This window comes from Demequina sp. TMPB413 (assembly GCF_020447105.2).
Taxonomy (GTDB): Bacteria; Actinomycetota; Actinomycetes; order Actinomycetales; family Demequinaceae; genus Demequina.
The window spans coordinates 2796888-2812378 of sequence record NZ_CP096184.1; the positions used below are offsets into that span (position 1 = coordinate 2796888).

Here is a 15491-nt window from a genome sequence, read left to right on the forward strand (position 1 = left end):
CGGACTACTGGCCGTCGATCACGATCTCGGTCCACTCGCGCAGCAGCTGATCGCGCTGGGCGTCGATCTGGGCGGGATCCATGACGATCGGGTTGTCTGATAGCGGCGCGTACTTCTCCCACGCAGCCGGGATGGTGGCGGTGGGCGACACGGGATAGACGTACATGTTGTCCGGCAGTGCCGACTGCACGGAGTCGCTCAGCATCCAGTCGACGACGGCCTTGGCGGCCTCGGGGTTCTGGGCACCGTCCAGGACGCCCGCGTACTCGACCTGGCGGAAGCACGTGTCGAGCAGCGCGGTGCTCGTGGGGTTGCCGTCGACCACCTCGGAGGGCGGGGACGACGCGTAACTCAGCACGATGGGGTAGTCGCCGCCGTAGTTGGGAACCGAGAAGTCGACAAAGTAGGTATCCGACCAGCCGGCCGTGACCTTCAGGCCGTTGTCGCGAAGGCCGCGCCAGTAGTCCTTCCAACCTTCGCCGTACGTCTCGTAGGTGGCGAGCAGCAACGCGAGGCCTGGGGACGACGTGGCGGGGTTGGAGACCGACACCATGTTGGCGTATTCGGGCTCGAGGAGGTCGTCGAACGTGGCGGGTGCTGGCGTCCCGTCGCCGAACGCCGCGAGGTCGATGTTGAAGCACACGTCCGAGTAGTCGATCGCGGTGAGTTGACCGGCGACCGAGTCGGTCGCGCTGGGGGAGACGTAGTCGGCGAGGGCCTCCGACGCCACGGCCCGCGAGGCGAACGTATTGTCGATGCCGACCACTGCGTCGCCGAGGGGCGCACCCGACGTGAGGGCGAGTTGGTTCACGAGCGTTCCCGCGTCGCCCACCGGCTCAAACGTGACGTCGATGCCGCTGGTCGCCTCGAAGTCGGCGATCACGTCTTCAGGGAGCGCGAAGCTGTCGTGGGTGAGGACCGTGACGGCGCCGGTGGCGGCAGGGGCTTCTGACTCGCTGGACGTGGGCGCCTGGGTGGGTTTGCTTTCACTGGCCGAGCAGGCGGCGAGCAGCAGTGCGCTCGCGACCGCCATGGACATGGTGGTTGAGGTCTTCATGGATCCTCCTTCATCAGGAGGGGACGAGTCTCGACTCCCTACGCCGGTGCGAGCCGGATCAGGTTCGAGGGTCTGCGGCGTGTCCGCACTCTCAGCGCCCTTGCCTTGCGGCGAGGCGCTCCCCTGTCGTGTGAAGCCATCGTAGCGCGACGGTCGGGAGGTCCTCGCGCCCCTTGGATTACATCGGCTGGACGAGGTCGCGCCACCTCTCGAGCGCGGGCCGATGCGTGAAGCGCGCGTAGTCGCCGCTACGATAGCGGCGCATGATCCCCGGTAGACGGGCGGGCCAGAACCACGGCATCGTCGCCCGCTGGGCTTCGAAGAGTGCTTTGTCCTCGACGAGTGCCAGGTCTGCGGCTGCGGCGTTGTGGGCTGCAAGGCGCTCGCGGAGCGACTCCGCCCTGGTGCGCAGTGTCTCGTAGCGATCGCGGCGATAGGTCATGGCCACGCGCACCTGGCCCCACAGCGTCTGGGGCGGGACGCCGATCTGGTTGCTGCCGTGTACGCGGTAGTCGATCAGTGGCTGCTTCTCCACCAGCAACGTGCCCAAGGACGCAGCTAAGAAAGCAAGCCACTCGTCGTGCACATAGTGCTCTGGGATTGGTAGGGCTGCGTCGAGGAGGTCGCGCGTGAGCATGGCTGTGGCGCCGGTAACGATGTTGCGGCGGACGAGGGGCTCGGCGCCTTTGCCGTCCATGACGGCGTCGAGTTCGTGCGACGCGACGCCATAGGAGGCGAACAAGTGCTCGCCGCTGAACGCGCCGGCGTCGTCGACAATGCGGGCGTCGGTGAAAATCATGGCGGGCCGCTTCGCCGTTTGCAGTTGCGGCACGAGCGTGGCCGTCTTGTCGGGACGCCACACGTCGTCATGGTCGCTCAAGGCGATCAATTCCCCCGTGCACGCCGCGAGCGTGCGTGAGAAGTTGGGTGCTACCCCTCCGGACGGCTCGGTGAAGGCGATCCGCACCACGTCTCCGCGGGGGTGCGCCGCCGCGATGGTCTCGATGCGCTCAAGCGTGCCATCGGTGGAGCCGTCGTCGCCAATGAGGACCTCATCAACAGGGAGGTCTTGGTCGAGAATGCTGCGCAGTTGGGTCTCGATGAAGCGACCGCTGTTATAGGTGCACAGGGCGACGGACACGCGAGGACGGGTAGCGTCGGGACCAGAATTCACGGGCGTCAGCGCTCGGCTCCCGAACCGCCGTCGTGCCTGGGCTCGCCGCGATCCGCGCAATCGGCCGTCTCGCCGCCAAGCTCCCCCACCCGCAACTCGAGCAACGCCACGGTCTCTGCGAGGTCGCGCGTCTTGGACTCGAGGCGGGTGAGTTCGGCGCTGTGTTGCAGACTCACCAAAAACAGAATGGTGATCGAGACAAAGAACACCAGGTTGACGGGCAGTTCGATGCCTGTCGCTCTCGCCGCCCACGTCAGAGACTCGGGGAACGCGCCTGCGAGGAGAGCCAGCGCGCCGGCGGCGAGCCACCAGATGGCGTGGCGCTCGCGCAACTTGCGCTGGCGGAGCAGGCTCACCACCACGAGAAGCACAAACAGCGCCGCCGCGATACTGAAGATGTAGGCCCTCACACTCATGCGGGCACCTCGCTCGTGCTCGGCGCCTTCGCCTTGGGCCGGGCGTACGCGAACATGAGGGCCAGGGTCGCCCTCGCCAGGTAGATCGCGGCCCGCACAGGGCTTTGCGAGGGCGCGCCTTCGCTGCGGTGGCGCATCGCGGTGGGAACTTGGGTGGCGGTCAGGCCCGCGCGGCAGGCGAGCACGAGTGACTCAATAGTGTCGCCCAAGTACTCCGCCGGGTACTCGCGAGAGAACAACTCGATCGCGCGCGGACCGGAGGCGCGGAAGCCCGACGTGGTGTCGGTCAGCTTCGAACGGGCCGTCCTGCTGATGACCCGTGCGAGCACCCAGCTGGCCCAGCGGCGCGGGCCGCGCATCACGTACGCGCCCTCGCCTGCAAAGCGGGCACCGATGACGATGTCGTAGTCATCGAGTCGTTCCAGCAGGGCCGCCACGGTGGCGGGGTCGTGTTGACCGTCGGCGTCGATTTGGACCACCGCGTGAAAGCCATGCTCGGCCGCATAGCGAAAGCCCACACGCATCGCGCCGCCTACGCCAAGGTTGAAGGGCAGCGTGGCGACGAGCGCTCCAGCGGCCCTCGCGACGTCGCTTGTGCCGTCGGTGGAGCCGTCGTCAACCACCAGCACGGTGATGCCGGGGAGGGTGGCACGCGTCTCGCTGACCACGCGCCCAACGGACTGGGATTCGTTGTACGCCGGCATCACGATGAGCGTCTGCCCGAGCGCAGTTCCCATGGTCGGAGCATAGCATCGGGGCCGTCGTGGCCCCGATGCTGGGACGCCCTCGTTAACGGTTGATCGTGGTGCCCGTGCGGGCGGATTCGAGCACTGCGTCCACCACCGCGACGGTCTCCAAACCTTCTCGCATGGTGACATACGTGGCGGACTTGCCCAGGATGCCGTCGCGGAACGCGGCGTGCTCAGTGGCGAGCGGTTCGGCCTTCGCAATCGCGAAGCGTGTGACGTTGCCCTCCGACACTCCGCGGAACCCTGCGATCTGATCCCAGGTGGTCGCGATGGTGCCGTTCTCGAAGAAGGTCAGGTCTGCCGTGAGCGTATCGGCCACGAATGCGCCTCGTTCACCGGTGACGATGGTGGCGCGCTCCTTCATGGGTGAGAGCCAGTTGATGAGGTGGCTCGTGACGGTGCCGTTCGCGAGCCGCCCGGTGATCGACACCAGGTCCTCGTGTTCCCGTCCGCTGCGGTGTGCCACCTGCGCGCTGACCGACGCGTAGGTCGATTGCGCCACCCAAGCGGCGAGGTCGATGTCGTGCGGGCCTAGGTCGCGCACCACGCCGACGTCGGCGATGCGGGCGGGGAACGGTCCCTGGCGACGCGTGGCAATTTGGTAGACATCGCCGAGCTCGCCGTTCTCGAGGCGCGCGCGCAGGCTTTGGACCGCAGGGTTGTAGCGCTCGATGTGTCCGACCGCTCCCACGAGACCGCGGCTCTCGAACGCGGTGGCGATACGTTCGGCGGAGGCGGTGTCGTGGCCGAGAGGCTTCTCCACCAAGGCGTGAACGCCTGCTTCTGCCACCGCAAGGGCGACGGGCTCGTGGTAGATCGTGGGCACGGCGACAACGACGTAGTCGAGTCCCGCCTTCAGCAGCGTCTCGATGTCAGGCGCCACCTCAAGTCCGCCCGCGACGCCATGAGCGTCCCCCATGCCGTCGGCGACGCCCACAAGATCAACGCCTTCAAGGGCTCGGAGCACGCGAGCGTGGTGACGACCCATGCTCCCGAGACCGATGAGTCCTGCACGCAAGTTCGCCATCAGGCACCCGCTCCCGCGACGGCGTTGACGGCTTCGATGACGCGATCAACATCCGCGTCACTGAGGCCCGGGTGTACGGGAAGCGACAAGACTTCCTGAGCGGCCTTCGCCGTGACGGGAAGGTCGGCCTCCGTGCGCAGAGACGGCAGTTCGTGGTTGGGGATCGGGTAGTAGACCCCGGAGCCGACTCCGTGCTCGTCGAGCAGGGCCTTGGCGAAACCGTCCCTGTCCTGGGGGACGCGAATCGTGTACTGGTGGTACACGTGGACGGCGCCCTCGGCAACAGGCGGGACGACGACGCCCTGAAGGTTCGCGTCGAAACGACCGGCGATCTCTTGGCGGCGGGCGGTCCAGGCGGGCAACTTGGTGAGTTGCACGCGGCCGATCGCGGCGTGAATGTCCGTCATGCGGGCGTTGAAGCCCACCACCTCGTTCTCGTAGCGGCGCTCCATGCCCTGGTTACGCAACAACTTGACCAACCGTGCGACCTCGTCGGTGGCACAGGAGACCATTCCGCCCTCGCCGGACGTCATGTTCTTGGTGGGGTAGAGGCTGAACATCGCGAAGGTGCCAAAGGACCCGACGGGGGCTCCCTGCCACTGGGCGCCGTGCGCTTGCGCGGCATCCTCGACGAGTTGGACCTTGTGCTGCGCAGCGACCTCGGCCAAGCGGGTCATGTCAGCGGGGTGGCCGTAGAGGTGCACCGGCATGATCGCGGCGGTGCGCTCGGTGATGGCCGCTGCGGCGGCGTCTGGGTCCATGCAGAACGTGTCGGGGTCGATGTCCACGAACACGGGAGTGGCGCCGGTCAGGGCGACCGAGTTCCCGGTGGCCGCGAAGGTGAAAGACGGCACGAGGACCTCGTCGCCTGCGCCGATGCCTGCGGCGAGGAGGCCAAGGTGCAGCCCCGACGTGCCGGAGTTGACGGCCACGCATGTGCGCCCGCCCACCAGTTCGTCAGCGAACTCACGTTCGAAAGCGGCGACCTCTGGACCCTGAGCGATCATGCCGGAGCGCATGACGCGGTCGACGGCAGCGCGCTCCTCGTCCCCGATGATCGGGCTCGCGGCGGGAATGGTGGGTTGGTTCATCATCTCTTCCTTCGATGTGGGAGTCGCGTGCGTCAGCGTGGCGCGAGCGCGCCGTCAGTCTCTTCGTACAGGGAGTTGGTCACGGGGCAGCGGTAGGTGGTGTCGCCCTCCTTGACAAGCGGCGAGCCCGCCTCTCCCACCCAGCCGATGCGTCGGGCGGGAACGCCCACCACGAGCGCGTAGTCAGGGACGTCCTTTGTCACCACCGCACCGGCGGCGACGGTGGCCCACCGTCCGATGGTCACGGGCGCGACGCACACCGCCCTGGCGCCAACCGAAGCGCCGTGTCGGACAGTGACGCCCACCGGCTCCCAGTCGTGCGCGGACTTGACCGAGCCGTCGATGTTGATGGCGCGCGGGAAGTGATCGTTGGTGAACACCACACTCGGACCCACAAAGACGCCGTCCTCGAGCACAGTTGGCTCGTACACCAAGGCGTAGTTCTGCACCTTGCAACCGTCGCCCATGGTCACGCCGCTGCCGATGTAGGCGCCACGACCGACCACGCAGTCGCGGCCTAGCACGGCGCCCTCTCGTACTTGTGCGAGGTGCCAGATCGAGGAGTCTTCTCCGATGATGGCGTCAGGCGCGACGTCAGCCGTCTGCGCGACCCGGATGCTCATGCGGCCACGATACCTCAGGGGTTTGGCACCACGAGCGACCAAAGTCGCGCCCGGACACGCAACGGAAAAGGGGGTCGAGGCACGCCCTACGATGGAGGCGTGCTCACGCAGGTCTCCCCGTCGCTAGGCGCCGTCTCCCACCAAGGGCGCGCCTCGTGACGCGCGTGCTGATCATCACTGGCTCCTCGCTCGGCGAGCGCCTCGCTGGCCCCGCAATCCGGGCCCGCGCGATGGCCAGAGTGTTGGCCCATGACGGTCACGAGGTGACGCTTGCGACGACGGCATCGCTCGACGCCGACGCCTCCGAGGACGCTTTCCGCTCCGTCGCCTTGCGACCAGGGGACAACACTGGCTTCGTCGCCCTCGAACGGACCGTCGATCTCATTGTCTTCCAGGGCCACGCCATGGAGCAGTTCCGCTCCCTCGCGTCGACGGATCGCGTGGTGGTAGTTGACGCCTACGACCCCATGCACCTGGAGATGCTTGAGCAGGGCCGCGAGGAGCCGCGCGCCACGTGGGATCTGATGGTGCGCTCGCGAGTCGCGCTGCTCAACCACCAGTTGGTGCGTGCTGACATGGTGCTGTGCGCCTCAGCGCGACAGAGGTCCTTCTACCTTGGTCAACTCGCCGCGCTCGGCCGTATCTCACCCACCACGTATGAGAACGACCCGGCGCTCGAACGCCTCATCGCGATCGCGCCTTTCGGACTGGAGGCGGAGCCCCCCGTGGTGACGCGGCCGGCCGTCCGAGGCGTCGTACCTGGCATTGGCGATGAGACGCGCATCGTCATCTGGGGTGGTGGCGTCTATAGCTGGTTCGACCCGTTGCTGTTGATTCGCGCGGTGCACGCGCTCGCGCAGCGGCGCCCCCAGACGGCGCTCGTGTTCCTTGGGACGCGGCACCCCGGCCAGCAGCCGATGGGTGTGGTCAAGGAAGCGATCGACCTTGCCGAGGAGCTCGGCACACTTGGCAACTCCGTGATCTTCAACGAGGACTGGGTGCCGTACGACGAACGCGGCAGCTTCCTGCGCGAGGCGAACGCCGGCGTCTCGACCCACCACGCCCACGTGGAGACCGAGTTCTCCTTCCGCACCCGCATCCTCGATTACCTGTGGGCGGGCCTTCCCATGGTGGTCACCGAGGGAGACACGTTCGCCGACTTGGTGCGCGACGAGCGCCTTGGCGTTGCGGTGCCGGCTGGAGACCTTGACGCCTTGGTGGACGCGCTCGAGACCGTTCTGTATGACGCGGACTTTGCCGACGCCGCGCGGGCGCGGGTTGCCGAGGTGCGGGAGCGCTACCTGTGGGAGACCACGCTCGAACCCTTGCGGCGCATCGCGCGGGAGCCGCGCCTCGCCGCCGACGTTGAGGCGGCCGTCGGGCGCGAGGCCCTTGCCGCCGCCGCAGTGCGTCTGCACGAGCCGGAGGGCAGGCCAGGCCGTGCCCGAGACCTGCGGATGGTGCTGCACTACTTGCGGCACGGGGGCATCGGCGAGGTGCTGCGCAGGGTCCGCACCAGACGGAACAGCGCGTGAGCGACCCCGTCCTCCCGCCTGCGGTACCCCCCGAGCGCGTCCTGGCATCCGGTCGCCGCGCGCTCGCGAAGCGCATCCTCGCCTTCGCTGGCGCGCCCTTTCTTTCACTCGTCGCGCCGTTCTTCTTCCTTCCTGTGTTGTCGCGCCTCGCAGGCGAGGAGGCATGGGTGGCCATCGCCGTCGGCCAGTCGGTGGGCGGCTTCGCCGCTCTGATTGTGGGCATGGGCTATCCGACGCTCGCGCCGCCCGTTCTCGCCGTGGCCTCCGATGAATGGCGGCGGCGCTACATCGCGAACAGCCTGCATGTGCGGCTGCCAGTCTGGGCTGTCGCTGCCGTGGCCGCTGGCATGGTCGCCGGTTGGCTCGCACCAGGCGCCTTCCGCGCCGACGCCTTCGCGACCGCCATCGCCATTAGCTTCGCCGGTCTCGCGCCCACCTGGTATTGGGTGGGCGTCGGGCGAGCCCTGCCGATCCTGTGGTCTGAGGTGATCCCTCGCGCCGCCGCGATGGTGGTGGCGGCAGGCGTGCTCCTGCTTGGCGGCGACTTGCTGTGGTACCCGGCGTTGATGGCGCTGGCCATGGCCGCCGGGCCCGCCGTGGTCTACGCGCGCGTCGCTGCCGCCGAACTGTGGAAGCCCAATCGGTACGAGGTGGCCGCGGTGCTGCGAGGTCACCTCCCCGCGACGATTGCCGAAAGCGCCGCAGGTGCGTACAACGCGCTCGCGGTGACGCTGGTGACGGCGGCAACGACCACGTCGGAGGCAGCGAGGTACGTCTCCGGCGACAAGGCCTATCGCATCGGGCAGTACGGCGTCTCGTCGCTGGGAAATGCTCTGCAGGGCTGGGTGGCCGAGCGGGGGGCAGAAGGTGTGGCTCGGCGGATGCGTGCCGCTGTGGGTCTGCACGTCGCACTTGGGGCGTCTGGCATGGTCGGGTTTAGCCTGATCGGACCGTGGCTCACGCGGTTCCTCTTCGGTGCCGATGTGGCGATCACTCGGGCCACGGCCATCGGCCTGGGGGTGGCAATCCTGGGGATATCCCTCGGCACTGTGTTTGGGCGCATTGGGCTCATCATGCTGGGCGCGCGCCGCACCTTCATGGTGTGCGTGGTCTCTGCCTCGGTCGTCGGCGCTACCGCCCTGCTGGTGGCGGCCGCCCGTTGGGGAGCGCCCGGTGCGGCATGGGCGCTCGGCGGCACCGAGATCGCATCCGGTATCGCTCAGGCAACGGTGCTGGCGGTCTTGTGGCGCCGTCGCGTGCGCGCCGGTCAACCCTTGCTTCACCAGGCCACCTCGACCGCATAGGGTGTCACCGGGTGAGATCTGAAGTTGAGTGCGCAAGGAGGCACCGTGGCCACGACGCGAGGTGAGTCCCGTCTGCGCCTGCTGGTCGGCAGGTTGCAGTGGATTCACGCGGCTCCGCTCCTGGCGGTGCTGACGCTAGGCGCCTGGGCCTTCGCTTCGCCCATCGGTGCTGGCCCCGACGACGATTACCACCTGGCGAGCACGTGGTGCGCCGTTGGGGGGAGCGAGGCGTGCGCCCCTGGCTCCAAGGCGAACTCTCGCGAGATGTCGCACGCCTTCATCGCCGTCAGGTGCTACGCCCAGGAGCCGACCGTGAGCGCCGCCTGCCAGGACGAGCAGGGACTCGCTCTTGATGGCCCCACGGTGGACAGTGACAGGGGCAACTTCCAGAAGGAGTACCCAGGCGTCTACTACGCGGCGATGCGTGCCTTCGCGGGCGATGATCTCGAGCGCAGCGCACTCGTCATGCGGTTTGTCAACCTCACCGTGTTTGTCGGCCTGGCGACCGCGCTGTCGGTCCTACTCACCCCCTCGCGCCGCCAGACACTCCTGTGGGGCTGGCTCATCTCGATGGTGCCGCTCGGCATCTTCCTGATTCCCTCCAACAATCCCAGTGGCTGGGCGATCACTGGAGTCGGTACGGCGTTCCTTGCGCTTCTCGGGTGGTTCGAGAGCGACGGCAAGCGAAGGTGGGTGCTCGGCGCCCTGTACGTGCTCGGCGTCGTCATGGCCGCGGGTGCGCGAGGGGACGCCGCCGTGTATGCCGTTGGCGCCACCGTGGTCGCCGCGATTCTCACCTCCGCGCGCCAGCGCGACTGGCTGATGAGGGCGCTGCTGCCGCTGGGCGGGCTGCTGGTGATTGGACTGCTGTTCCTGACCTCGACGCAGGCAGACGTGGGCGTCCATGGCTTCAGCGGCGGGGGGCCGGTCACTGGCACTGGTGCTGGCGACCAGGCCGTCGAGGCGACGGGTGGCCTTGCGCTTGCGGCCTACAACCTGTTGATGCTGCCGTATCTGTGGACGGGCGTGTGGGGCACGTGGGCGCTCGGTTGGTTTGACACCACCCTGCCAGCGATCGTGCCGTGGGCTGCGGTGGCGGCGTTCGTGGTCGTCGGCTTTGCGGGGCTCGGCCTGCTGTCCTGGCGCAAGGCGGTGGCTCTCGCGGGAACCTTCGCCGTGCTCGTGGCGCTGCCGGTGTATGTGCTCACCGCCGGTGGCGACTCCGTGGGAAGCCAAGTCCAGCCTCGTTACCTCCTGCCGCTCATCGTGCTCTTTGCGCTCCTGCTCGTCACGGCGCCACCCGGTTCACGGACGGTGCGCTTCACACGTGCGCAGACCGCCGCGATCCTGAGCGCGCTCGCGATCGCCAACCTGGTGGCTCTCCAGGTCAACATCCGCCGTTACGTCACGGGGGCCGACGAGCAGGGTGCCGATCTTGGCGAGGGTGCCGAGTGGTGGTGGGATGGCGTGGCGGTCGGCCCGATGGCCGTCTGGATCATCGGTTCCTTGTCGTTCATCGGTCTCCTGGCCGTGCTGTGGCCGCAGTTAAGACTCAAGGCCATCGCCCGGTGACAAACCGGGAGGGTCGAGCGTTGCCACATCGACCCGGGGTGACCGCATAAAGTACCCCTGGGTGGATTTGTCCCTTTCGAACACTCAAGGAGTCCGTGTGGCGGCGATGCAGGGCGAGTCACGGTGGCGGCGACTGACGGCACGGCTGCGGTGGATTCACGCAGCGCCGCTCCTGGCCCTCATGACATTGGGGGCATGGGCCTTCGCCTCGCCAGTGGGGGCCAGCCCCGACGACGACTACCACCTGGTGAGCACGTGGTGCGCCCTCGGCGGGAGCGAAGCATGCACGGAGGTGGAGGACTACAACCTTCGCCAGGTGTCCACGGCATTCGATGCGTCACGGTGCTACGCGATGGACTCTGACAAGAGCGCCGCGTGCCAGGCTCGCGAGGGCCTGTCGCTCGACGGCCCGACGGTGGACTCCCCGCGTGGCAACTTTCAGAACAAGTACCCGGATGTGTTCTACGGCACCATGCGGCTGTTTGCAGGGGATGATCTGGTGCGCAGCGCGCTCGTGATGCGCCTGGTGAACGTCACGCTCTTTGTGGGGCTCGCGACGGCGCTTGCCGCCCTCATGTCATCCTCGCGCCGTCAGACGCTGCTGTGGGGTTGGCTGGTCACCATGGTCCCGTTGGGCCTGTTCTTGATCCCGTCCAACAACCCCAGTAGCTGGTCCATCACCGGTGTTGGCACCGCGTTCATAGCCCTGCTCGGTTGGTACGAGAGCCATGGCAAACGACGGTGGGCGCTCGGAGCGATGTACGTGGTGGGCATCGTCATGGCTGCTGGTTCCCGCAGCGACGGCGCCATCTACGCCGCCGGGGCGACGCTGGTGGCAGCGCTCCTGACGTCATCGCGAAATCGCGACTGGCTCATACGGTCCGCCCTGCCGTTTGCCGGGCTGGTAGTCATCCTCCTGCTCTTCCTGACTACCAACCAGGCAGACGTGGGGGTTGATGGCATCTCAGGGGGAGGATCGGTCTCGACTCCCGGTTCGGGTAGCGAGTCCGTCGCCGAACCGACAGGTGGATTTGCGCTCACGGCCTACAACCTGCTCATGGTGCCGTATTTGTGGACCGGCGTGTGGGGCACGTGGGCCCTGGGGTGGTTCGACACGGTGCTGCCGTCGATCGTGCCGTGGGCCGCCTCCGCCGCCTTCATCGCGGTCGCCTTTGCAGGGCTTGCCCTCCTCACGTGGCGCAAGGTGATTGCGACGGTGGGGGTGCTGACGGTGCTGACGGCGTTCCCCGTGTACCTGCTCACCGCCGGGGGCGACGTGGTGGGCGACCAGTTCCAGCCGCGCTACCTGCTACCGCTGATCGTGCTCTTCGCATTCGTATTGGTCACGGCGGCTCCTGGCCGGCGGACGGTGCGCTTCACGCGTGTCCAGACCGCCGTGCTACTTGGCGCGCTCGCGCTCGCGAACCTGGTCGCGTTGCAGGTCAACATCCGCCGCTACGTCACAGGTGCCGACACTCAGGGCTTCAATCTGGGAGCTGGAGCCGAGTGGTGGTGGCACGGCGCGTTCATCGGCCCCACGGGCGTGTGGCTGATCGGCTCGCTCTCGTTTGCCGCTCTCTTGGCCGTGCTGTGGCCAGAACTGAGACGCAAGGTGGTGGCAGAGCCCCTCGAGGCCCCGTAGGCGGCCTCAGGAATTCGGGGCGAGCGCCTTTCCGATCACGCGGTACTGCACGCCTGGCCAGCGGTCAGCAGTGGACACGCGCCGGCCGTCGATGAACGCCTTGATGCCGGGAAGGTCGGCGGGGCCCAGCTCGCGATACTCCGCATGGTCCGCCTGGACCACCACGGCGTCGGCGCTCTCGCCCAGGTGGAACGGCGCAAACCCCAACCGTTCCAGCTCTTCGTCCGTGTACATCGGATCGTGCACCACCGGCACCGCGCCACGGGCCTTGAGCGCCTCGACCGTCGCGAAGACTCCCGAGAAGGCCGTCTCCTTCACCCCACCGCGATAGGAAGCCCCGAGCACCGCCACACGGGCGCTGGCAAGGTTGCCGTAAGCGCCTTCGAGCAGACCGATGGTGTAGTCGGGCATCCCGGCGTTCGCGGCGCGTGCCGCGGCCACCACGGTCGCCTCAGGGTCGTTCCACAGGTACAGGCGGGGGTAGACGGGGATGCAGTGTCCCCCCACGGCGATTCCTGGCTGGTGGATGTGACTGTAGGGCTGCGAGTTCGATGCGTCGATCACCTGGTACACGTCGATGCCGTGCGTTGCCGCGAAGCGTGCGAACTGGTTGGCGAGGCCAATGTTGACGTCGCGGTAGGTGGTCTCGGCGAGCTTGGCGAGTTCGGCGGCCTCTGCCGAGCCCAGGTCCCACACGCCGTTGGGGCGCATAAGGTCGGGACGATCGTCGAAGTCAAGGACCTCCCGGTAGAAGGACGTTGCGGCCGCGGCGCCCTCTGCAGACAGTGCGCCCACGAGCTTGGGGTACTTGCGGAGGTCGGCGAACACGCGTCCGGTGAGCACGCGCTCTGGCGAGAACACCAAGTGGAAGTCCTTGCCCTCAGTCAGGCCAGAGACTTGCTCCAGCAAAGGCTTCCACCGCTCGCGGGTGGTGCCCACCGGAAGAGTGGTCTCGTAGGAGACCAGGGTGCCGCGTGTCAGGTGTTCGCCGAGCGACCTGGTCGCGGCGTCCATCCATCCGAAGTCCGGTCGCGCCTCTTCGTCCACAAAGAGCGGCACCACCAGCACCACGGCGTCGGCGCCTGGCACGGCATCGGCGTAGTCAGTCGTGGCACGCAGGCGTCCGGCCGGGACGAGTTCGCTCAGGTGCTCCTGAAGGTGCGCCTCCCCGGGGAAAGGCTCCTTCGCGGCGTTCACCAGATCGACAACGGCCTGGTTCACGTCAACGCCCACCACGTCATGGCCCTTGCTCGCGAACTGAACGGCAAGCGGGAGACCGATCTTTCCAAGGGCAATGACGGCAATCTTCATAGGTCGATCCTACAGGGGCGAGGTGCGCGCAAGGCTTTGCGGAGGTCCCGCCTGAGGTCTCAGTTCTCGTACAAGCGGGGCGTCTCGTTGATGGATTTGATCGCGTGGGCGAAGTCCACGCCAACCACGTCCAGGTACCACTTGAGGTTCGGGTAGCGAGGCGTGTTCTCGTCCTCCACGAGGCGCAGCGCCTCTTCGCGCGTGAGGTCCCCTTCGCGTACCTGGTTGCTGCGGAAGGTGTCGTGCTCCGAGAAGCCGGCGATCGTGTAGTACGCGTAGTTGTAGAACGCGGCGGTGCCGTCGCCGATGCGCCACGTGGTGTTCGTGTCGGGCGCGCGCTCCCAGTCGTACTCGGTGTCGAGCGTCTCCTCGATCTGGCGCTCGTCCCAGCGCCAGTAGTCGAACACGTGGAAGTAGTCCGACTTGGTCGTGAAGCTTCTGTAGTACTCGCCGGAGAGCGTGTCCCAGATGGAGCGGTTGAAGTAGCCAGGGCTTTGCGTCATGGCGCGGAATCGCAAGGACTGGTAGCGGAGTTGCTTCATCGCGCCGTGGCTGTAGACGCGCTCCTCCGCGAAGTTGGGCGGCACTCCTAGGAATCCAGCCTTGAAGTGCGTCACCTCGAGTGGGTTGATGCCCCACAGGTTGAGGGTGATGCCCGTTTGCCTCTTGATGGTCTCGATGTGCCTGAAGAAGTGCTTGTCGCCCGCCGTCAGCACGCTCAGCATTCCCAAGTGCGGGGACTTCAGCCAGGAGTTGAGGTTTCGCCTGATGTAGTCGCGCTTCTTAGTGATGTCGGCCGCAACGATGATGTTCTCGACTCCAAGCTTGGAGGACATCCTGCTGATGTTCCTACGCCCCAGGTCGGTGACCATTCCCCAGTCGTAGGTATACGTGATGGGGCGCAGGCCGAGCTCGTTGACGATGAGGTGGAGGCCGTAGCAACTGTCGCGCCCGCCAGAGAAGGGCACGATCACCTCGTCGCCGTTCTTGCGTCGGAAGGGCTCGATCAACTCGAACAGCTCTTCCTTGGGCCGCGGGTGGTTCCGCGGCTTGTAGTTGTGGCAGTAGTTGCACACGCCCTCGGCATCGAAAGCGATGTAGGGCATCGTCTCCGGGAGGATGCACTTGGTGCAACGGCGCAGTTCCGGCTTGGGGTGCTGGAGCAGGCTCTCCTCTTGTGCTGAGATACCCAGGCCAGGCACGAGGTTGATGGAGCGGTTTGCCCATTCCTTGAGCGTGATCGGCTCTTCCTGGGCCGGTACGTCAAGCACTTCGGACTCGCGCACCTGGCGGATGTTCTCCGCGCCGATCTGCTCAAGCGGGTAGCGCTCGGAAGAGAAGATGACGCCGCCGGACTTGTCGCCAAGGTAGAGGCTGCCGTTGTTCGAGAAGAGGACGAGTTTGCCCAGTCGCGGGATCAGGGCGGCGCACGCGACGATGCCCTCGGTCACGCTGACGACGCGCTCGGCAGCGGTCTCGACGGTGCCACCGTCGGCCAGGTGCGAAGCGATGATGGCCGGGATGACTTCGGTGTCGATCTCGAGCTCTGGCGACTTGCCCAGCAGTTCCCACACGGCGTCGTAGTTCACGATGATGCCGTTGTGAAGCACCACGATCTCTTCGCGAGCGACCGGCTGGTTGTCGGCGGTGCCGTTGGTGACCAGCCGGCTGTGCCCGAAGAAGAGGTTGCCAAGCGGCGGGATGCGCTTGAGGAGTCGATCGATGGGGATATCCGCGCGGTAGGAGCTGTAGGCGCCCTTGGTGTGGATCACCATTCCGCTCGAGTCGCGGCCCCGCTGCTGGGCGTGATCTACAAGGGTCTTGGCCGACGAGGAGTCGAGTTCATCCGGGCCGACAAAGCCAAAGATTCCGCACACGTAGAGTTCTCCAGTTCAAAGGGGGTCAGTGCGTGCGAGCTCGCGCCACGCATGCCCACAGATAGACCCATGATGCCATGGCTCTTCTGCCCAGCCATCAAGCGCCCCGCCCG

General features: G+C 66.9%; 13 protein-coding genes and 1 riboswitch. Of the genes, 4 read left to right on the forward strand and 9 right to left on the reverse strand.

Going from position 1 to position 15491, the window contains the following annotated elements; all coding sequences use genetic code 11:
• Positions 1–4 precede the first annotated feature (4 nt).
• The 7 genes from LGT36_RS13550 to LGT36_RS13580 all read right to left on the reverse strand — a co-directional run bounded on the left by LGT36_RS13550 (position 5) and on the right by LGT36_RS13580 (position 6137).
• Complete coding sequence (locus LGT36_RS13550) at positions 5–1057, reverse strand: thiamine ABC transporter substrate binding subunit (protein ID WP_226096318.1); 1053 nt, start codon at positions 1055–1057, stop codon at positions 5–7.
• An 18-nt stretch (positions 1058–1075) separates the two neighbouring features.
• Positions 1076–1192: riboswitch (TPP riboswitch) on the reverse strand.
• 43 nt (positions 1193–1235) lie between these two features.
• Positions 1236–2198 carry a glycosyltransferase family 2 protein gene (locus LGT36_RS13555; RefSeq protein WP_226264670.1) on the reverse strand — a complete coding sequence of 321 codons (963 nt, stop codon included), beginning with the start codon at positions 2196–2198 and terminating at the stop codon, positions 1236–1238.
• Positions 2199–2236: 38 nt separating this feature from the next.
• Positions 2237–2647 carry a DUF2304 domain-containing protein gene (locus LGT36_RS13560; protein ID WP_226096320.1) on the reverse strand — a complete coding sequence of 137 codons (411 nt, stop codon included), beginning with the start codon at positions 2645–2647 and terminating at the stop codon, positions 2237–2239.
• Positions 2644–3384, reverse strand: coding sequence for a glycosyltransferase family 2 protein (locus LGT36_RS13565; RefSeq protein WP_226096321.1), 741 nt, complete (start codon positions 3382–3384; stop codon positions 2644–2646). The genes LGT36_RS13560 and LGT36_RS13565 overlap by 4 nt, the downstream gene beginning before the upstream one ends.
• A gap of 52 nt (positions 3385–3436) precedes the next feature.
• The gene (locus LGT36_RS13570; RefSeq protein ID WP_226096323.1) at positions 3437–4423 is read right to left on the reverse strand and encodes a Gfo/Idh/MocA family protein; all 987 of its coding nucleotides are present in this window, start codon (positions 4421–4423) and stop codon (positions 3437–3439) included.
• Entirely contained in the window at positions 4423–5517 is a 1095-nt protein-coding gene (locus tag LGT36_RS13575) for a DegT/DnrJ/EryC1/StrS aminotransferase family protein (protein ID WP_226264669.1), read from the reverse strand. Before LGT36_RS13575 ends, LGT36_RS13570 begins: the two co-directional genes overlap by 1 nt.
• A gap of 29 nt (positions 5518–5546) precedes the next feature.
• The gene (locus tag LGT36_RS13580) at positions 5547–6137 is read right to left on the reverse strand and encodes an acyltransferase (RefSeq protein ID WP_226096153.1); all 591 of its coding nucleotides are present in this window, start codon (positions 6135–6137) and stop codon (positions 5547–5549) included.
• Positions 6138–6292: 155 nt separating this feature from the next.
• On the opposite strand from LGT36_RS13580, the gene LGT36_RS13585 reads away from it, so the two are divergent.
• From LGT36_RS13585 to LGT36_RS13600, 4 genes are all read left to right on the forward strand, one after another.
• Entirely contained in the window at positions 6293–7672 is a 1380-nt protein-coding gene (locus LGT36_RS13585; RefSeq protein ID WP_226096152.1) for a glycosyltransferase, read from the forward strand.
• The gene (locus LGT36_RS13590) at positions 7669–8976 is read left to right on the forward strand and encodes a lipopolysaccharide biosynthesis protein (protein ID WP_226096151.1); all 1308 of its coding nucleotides are present in this window, start codon (positions 7669–7671) and stop codon (positions 8974–8976) included. The genes LGT36_RS13585 and LGT36_RS13590 overlap by 4 nt, the downstream gene beginning before the upstream one ends.
• A gap of 45 nt (positions 8977–9021) precedes the next feature.
• The gene (locus LGT36_RS13595) at positions 9022–10548 is read left to right on the forward strand and encodes a DUF2142 domain-containing protein (RefSeq protein ID WP_226096150.1); all 1527 of its coding nucleotides are present in this window, start codon (positions 9022–9024) and stop codon (positions 10546–10548) included.
• 106 nt (positions 10549–10654) lie between these two features.
• Positions 10655–12190 carry a DUF2142 domain-containing protein gene (locus LGT36_RS13600; protein WP_226096158.1) on the forward strand — a complete coding sequence of 512 codons (1536 nt, stop codon included), beginning with the start codon at positions 10655–10657 and terminating at the stop codon, positions 12188–12190.
• Positions 12191–12196: 6 nt separating this feature from the next.
• On the opposite strand, the gene LGT36_RS13605 is transcribed toward LGT36_RS13600, so the two are convergent.
• Both LGT36_RS13605 and LGT36_RS13610 read right to left on the reverse strand, forming a co-directional pair.
• Positions 12197–13501 (reverse strand): nucleotide sugar dehydrogenase, encoded by a 1305-nt coding sequence (locus LGT36_RS13605; protein WP_226096149.1) that lies wholly within the window; start codon positions 13499–13501, stop codon positions 12197–12199.
• 59 nt (positions 13502–13560) lie between these two features.
• Complete coding sequence (locus tag LGT36_RS13610) at positions 13561–15378, reverse strand: hypothetical protein (RefSeq protein WP_226096148.1); 1818 nt, start codon at positions 15376–15378, stop codon at positions 13561–13563.
• Positions 15379–15491: the final 113 nt, after the last annotated feature.

What these genes read in the sequence shown, in the direction of transcription:
- LGT36_RS13560 (WP_226096320.1), bottom strand. Translation starts at nt 2,647, where the DNA reads ATGAGTGTGAGGGCCTACATCTTCAGTATCGCGGCGGCGCTGTTTGTG.
- LGT36_RS13565 (WP_226096321.1), bottom strand. Translation starts at nt 3,384, where the DNA reads ATGGGAACTGCGCTCGGGCAGACGCTCATCGTGATGCCGGCGTACAAC.
- LGT36_RS13600 (WP_226096158.1), top strand. Translation starts at nt 10,655, where the DNA reads ATGCAGGGCGAGTCACGGTGGCGGCGACTGACGGCACGGCTGCGGTGG.
- LGT36_RS13575 (WP_226264669.1), bottom strand. Translation starts at nt 5,517, where the DNA reads ATGATGAACCAACCCACCATTCCCGCCGCGAGCCCGATCATCGGGGAC.
- LGT36_RS13605 (WP_226096149.1), bottom strand. Translation starts at nt 13,501, where the DNA reads ATGAAGATTGCCGTCATTGCCCTTGGAAAGATCGGTCTCCCGCTTGCC.
- LGT36_RS13580 (WP_226096153.1), bottom strand. Translation starts at nt 6,137, where the DNA reads ATGAGCATCCGGGTCGCGCAGACGGCTGACGTCGCGCCTGACGCCATC.
- LGT36_RS13570 (WP_226096323.1), bottom strand. Translation starts at nt 4,423, where the DNA reads ATGGCGAACTTGCGTGCAGGACTCATCGGTCTCGGGAGCATGGGTCGT.
- LGT36_RS13550 (WP_226096318.1), bottom strand. Translation starts at nt 1,057, where the DNA reads ATGAAGACCTCAACCACCATGTCCATGGCGGTCGCGAGCGCACTGCTG.